General features: G+C 69.7%; 5 protein-coding genes. 3 read left to right on the top strand and 2 right to left on the bottom strand.

Annotated elements, in window-relative coordinates; translation table 11 throughout:
- The 3 genes from AC1D12_RS25540 to AC1D12_RS25530 all read left to right on the top strand — a co-directional run.
- Positions 1 to 613 (top strand): diguanylate cyclase domain-containing protein (locus AC1D12_RS25540; RefSeq protein WP_477843713.1); only part of this gene is annotated, 613 nt, incomplete at its 5' end.
- A gap of 161 nt (positions 614 to 774) precedes the next feature.
- Positions 775 to 2,196 (top strand): pectate lyase family protein, encoded by a 1,422-nt coding sequence (locus AC1D12_RS25535; RefSeq protein ID WP_477843711.1) that lies wholly within the window; start codon positions 775 to 777, stop codon positions 2,194 to 2,196.
- Between the two features lie 58 nt (positions 2,197 to 2,254).
- Positions 2,255 to 3,337, top strand: coding sequence for a lactonase family protein (locus tag AC1D12_RS25530; RefSeq protein ID WP_477843715.1), 1,083 nt, complete (start codon positions 2,255 to 2,257; stop codon positions 3,335 to 3,337).
- 19 nt (positions 3,338 to 3,356) lie between these two features.
- Here AC1D12_RS25530 and AC1D12_RS25525 read toward each other — a convergent pair whose 3' ends face one another.
- Positions 3,357 to 3,926 (bottom strand): cysteine dioxygenase family protein, encoded by a 570-nt coding sequence (locus tag AC1D12_RS25525; RefSeq protein ID WP_465113705.1) that lies wholly within the window; start codon positions 3,924 to 3,926, stop codon positions 3,357 to 3,359.
- A 31-nt stretch (positions 3,927 to 3,957) separates the two neighbouring features.
- Positions 3,958 to 4,566: sulfite exporter TauE/SafE family protein (locus AC1D12_RS25520; protein WP_477843709.1), on the bottom strand; the 609-nt coding region annotated here is incomplete at its 5' end.

Here is a 4,566-nt window from a genome sequence, read left to right as displayed (position 1 = left end):
GGGCCATGCGATCTGGATCGACCTGAGCGGCGCGGCGGTGTCGGCCGACGAATCGCTGTGGTCGATGACCGACATCACCGCGCTGAAGGACAGCGAGGCGCACGCCCGCCACCTTGCGCTGCACGACCCGTTGACCGGGCTGCCGAACCGCATGCTGTTCGCCGAAAGGCTGCTCTACATCCTGGCCGATGCGCAGCGGCGCCGGCAGCTGACGGCCGTGAGCTGGCTCGACCTGGACGGCTTCAAGGCCGTCAACGACGCCCACGGACATGACGCCGGCGACGCCGTGCTGCGCGAGGTCGCGAAGCGGCTGCTCGGCTGCATCCGCACCAACGACGTGGTGGCCCGTTTCGGCGGCGACGAGTTCGCGCTGATCCTCAGCAACATCCAGGATGCGCGCGAGGTGGAACGCGTGCTGCAGCGGGTGCTGCAGGCGATCGAGCTGCCGATCCACCTGGCCCGCGGCGAGGTGGTGACGGTGGGCGCGAGCATCGGCGTCGCGATCGGGCCCGAACACGGCGACGATGGCGACGCGCTGACGGCCCGCGCCGACCAGGCGATGTACGTCGCCAAGCGGGCCGGCAAGCACCGCGTCGTCCTCTGGAGCCCCTGAGGCAACGCCCGCGTCCCGGTCACGGCGCGGTCATGGCTCGGCGATGGCTCGGGCATGCACCTCTCGCCGCTGCAAGCAGTGTTTCAGAGTATTGGGAACGCGCTTCATCACAGGGGTCCCGCGGTAGCCTGCGGCCCATTCAAACTGCGAATGAGCTCCCCATGACAACCAGAATGACCCCGCTGCGACTGACCCTGGTCGCCATCGCCTGCGCCGCCGCCACGCCCGCCTTCGCCATCGACTGGCCGGCCGGCTTCTCGAAGTGCGCCGACGAAGGCAAGAGCTGCAAGATCGGGACGACGGCCCGCCAGGTGTCGTTCGGCGTGAAGAACAAGTGGGTCGTGAAGACGCTGTCGGGCACCGTGGCCTGCACCGGCGCGACCTTCGGCGGCGTGGATCCGAACGCGGGCAAGAAGGAGAAGTGCGCGGTCGGACCGGTGGCTGCACCGGCGCCCGCGCCTGCTCCGGCACCTTCGCCCGCGCCCGCACCGGCCCCTGCACCCGCCCCTTCGCCGGCACCCGCCCCGGCCCCGGCTCCCGCACCCGCACCGGCCCCCGCGCCGAGCGGCCTGACCGCCGGCTTCGCCGGCACCGTGACCGGCGGCGGCAAGGCCGCAGCCGTGACGGTGAGCACCGCGGCCGCGATGCAGGCAGCGATCGATGCCTACACCGGCTCGGCCGGCCTCGTGATCCGCTACACCGGCAGCTTCGACTTCGCGTCGATCACCGACTCCTGCGCGCAGCGCACGAAGCCGGCCGGCGCCATCGTCGAGGTCAAGAACAAGAGCAACGTGACGATCGAAGGGGCCGACGGCTCGGCCGCGAACTTCGGCCTGGCGATCAAGGGCGGCGCGACGAACGTCATCATCCGCAACATGACGATCGGCCTGCTGCCGGGCTCGATCGACGCGATCGGCATCGAGGGCCAGGGCGGCAAGTCCCCCGGCTACATCTGGGTCGACCACAACACGCTGTTCAGCAGCATCAAGGAGTGCGCGGGCGCCGGCGACATGGAGTTCGACGGGCTGGTCGACAACAAGGCCGGCGCGCACCACATCACCTACTCGTACAACCACATCCACGACCACCAGAAGGTCGGGCTGATCGGCTCCAGCGACAGCGATTCCAGCGACCGCTTCATCACCTACCACCACAACTTCTACGAGAACGTGAAGTCGCGGCTGCCGCTGCAACGCGGTGGCTACACCCACCTGTACAACAACCTGTACAGCGGCGTGCACACCTCGGGCGCCAACATCCGCATGGGCGGCTTCTCGCTGATCGAGGGCAACTGGTTCGAGAACGCGCAGAACCCGGTGACCTCGCGCGACAGCTCGACCATCGGCTGGTGGGAGCTGCGCAACAACAACGTGAAGAGCCCGGCCGATTTCAGCCGCTACGGCATCACCTGGGTGGCCAGCGAGTCGTCGCCGTCGCGCGACGCGACCGACTGGGTCAGCACCAGCACGTTCCCGGTCGGCATTCCGTACACCTACACTCTGCACGACCCGGCCTGCGTGAAGCAGAAGCTGCCCGCGGTGGCGGGTGCAGGCAAGGCGCTGGCCGGGCTGGGTTGCAACTGAGCTGCCACTGGCCACACAGACCGCCACATCGCGGCGTACTGAGGAGACAAACTTGGATCTGCACTTCGGAACGCCGCTGCGTGCGGCGATCGTGGCCGGCGGGCTGCTCGCCGCCGCCCTCCCCGCGATGGCCGGCACCTTCGTGTACGTCTCCAACGCCGACAGCCAGGAGCTGTCGGTGCTGGCCTTCGACCGCAGCACCGGCCGGCTGAGCCCGGTCGAGACGCTCGCCGTCGGCGGCACGGTGATGCCGCTCGCGGTGAGCCCCGACAAGCGCTTTCTCTACGCCGCGCTGCGCTCGCAGCCGTTCCGCGTGGTGAGCTTCGCGATCGACCCGGCCGGTGGCCGCCTCAAGAAGCTGGGCGAGGCGCCGCTGGCCGACAGCATGGCCAACATCGACGTCGACGCCAGCGGCAAATGGCTGTTCGCGGCCTCGTACCCGGGGCACAAGATCACCGTCAACAGCATCGACGGCAACGGCGTGGTCGGGGCCATCCAGCAACTGATCCCGACGGCGCCGAACGCGCATGCGATCCATGCCGACGCGAGCAACCGCTTCGTGCTGGCCACCAGCCTCGGCGGCGACAACCTGTCGGTCTGGCGCTTCGATGCGGCCAAGGGGCAGCTGACGCCGAACGATCCGGCGATCGTGCAGGCAGCACCCAAATCCGGCGCCCGCCATTTCGTCTGGGACAAGGCGCAGAAGCACCTGTACCTGCTCAACGAGGTGGATGCGTCGCTGTACGTCTTCGCGTGGGATGCCGGCCGCGGCACGCTGCGCGAACTGCAGCGCACGACCACGCTGCCGGAGGGTTTCACCGGCAAGYCGTGGGCCGCCGACCTTCACCTGAGCCCGGACGGCCGGCAGCTCTATGCGTCGGAGCGCACGTCGAGCACGATCGCGCGCTTCAAGGTGGATGCCGAGACGGGCAAGCTGGAGCCGGCTGGCAGCACGCCGACCGAGAAGACGCCGCGCGGCTTCGCGATCGATTCATCGGGCCGCTTCCTGATCGCGGCCGGGCAGGAGTCGCATTCGGTGTCGGTGCATGCGATCGACCCGCGCACCGGCGCGCTCGGCGAGGCCACGCGGCTGCCGGTCGGCAAGAACCCGAACTGGGTGGAGATCGTCGACCTGCCGTGACGGCCCTCGGCGCGCGCGTTCAACTCTCGTTGTGCGCCACCTTGATGCGCCGGCGCGAGCGCGCGGCGACGTCGTAGATGTTGAAGTCGTTCATCGTGCGCCCGTAGAGGTGCAGGCTGACCGCACGCGGCCGCTCGGCCGGCACGCCGGTGACGTGGATGTGGTCCGGGTTCGGCACGAAGCTCGTGACGGCCCCGTGGCTCAGCAGGATCGTGCCGCCGCGCGCGAGGTCGATGTCTTCGTCGGCGCCGCGGTCGGGCGACAGCCGCACGTAGCTGCGCTCTTCCAGCACGCCCTCGACGACGCCGACGACGCCCCAGCTGCCGTGGTCGTGCACCGGCGTCCATTGGCCCGGCAGCCAGACGATCGAGTACAGCGACAGGCTCGCATCCGGCGCGTCGTAGATCAGGTTGCGGGTGTAGCCCGACGCGTTGCTGCGGTAGTGCTGCGGCTCCAGGAAGCTGCCGGCATGATCGATCAGCTCGAGCATCAGCGGCGCCAGTGCGAGCACGCAATCGGCCGGGTCGGGCTGGCGGCCGCTGCGGGCCGATGCTTGGGCGATGAAGGCGTCGAGGGCGGTGGAGGTCATCGGCGGATTGTCGCGCCAGCCGCCGGCCCGCTCATCTCGCGATGAGGGCAGGCAGCGACGCCCACAGCAGCGCCACGCCCGACGCCGTCAGCAGGCCCAGCACGACCTTGCGGAATGTCGCCTCGGAAATGCCGATGTACAGCCGCGCGCCCAGCAGCGTGGGCACCAGCATCGCCGGCGCGACGATCGCGAACATCGGCAGCATGTCGCGCGTGACGATGCCCTTGGCCACGTAGACGGTCATCGTGACCGCCAGCGCCGCGAGGTTGAAGTTCTGGATGATGGCGCGCTGTTCGTCCTTCGCGAAGCCGCGCAGCGTGCACCACAGCGTGGGGATCGTGCCGGTGAATCCGCCGATGCCGCCCATCACGCCGCCGAGGCCGCCGGCGACGGCATCGGCCACCCTGCCGCCGGCCCGGATCTTCGGGAGGCTGCCGGCCAGCAGCATCGCCGGACACCACAGCACGAGCAGCGTGCCCAGCACCGCCTTGAACATCAGGATGTCGAGCCGCGGCAGGATCGCCACGCCGATCGGAATGCCGGCCAGGCCGCCCAGCACGAAGGGCAGCAGGCGCCGCAGGTCGAAGCCGCGGCGCACCGTCACCGCGGCAATGACCTGGCCGGTCAGCGAGCCGAACAC

Source organism: Rhizobacter sp. P1_G5 (assembly GCF_056405435.1).
This window is presented reverse-complemented; position numbering and strand designations above follow the sequence as displayed.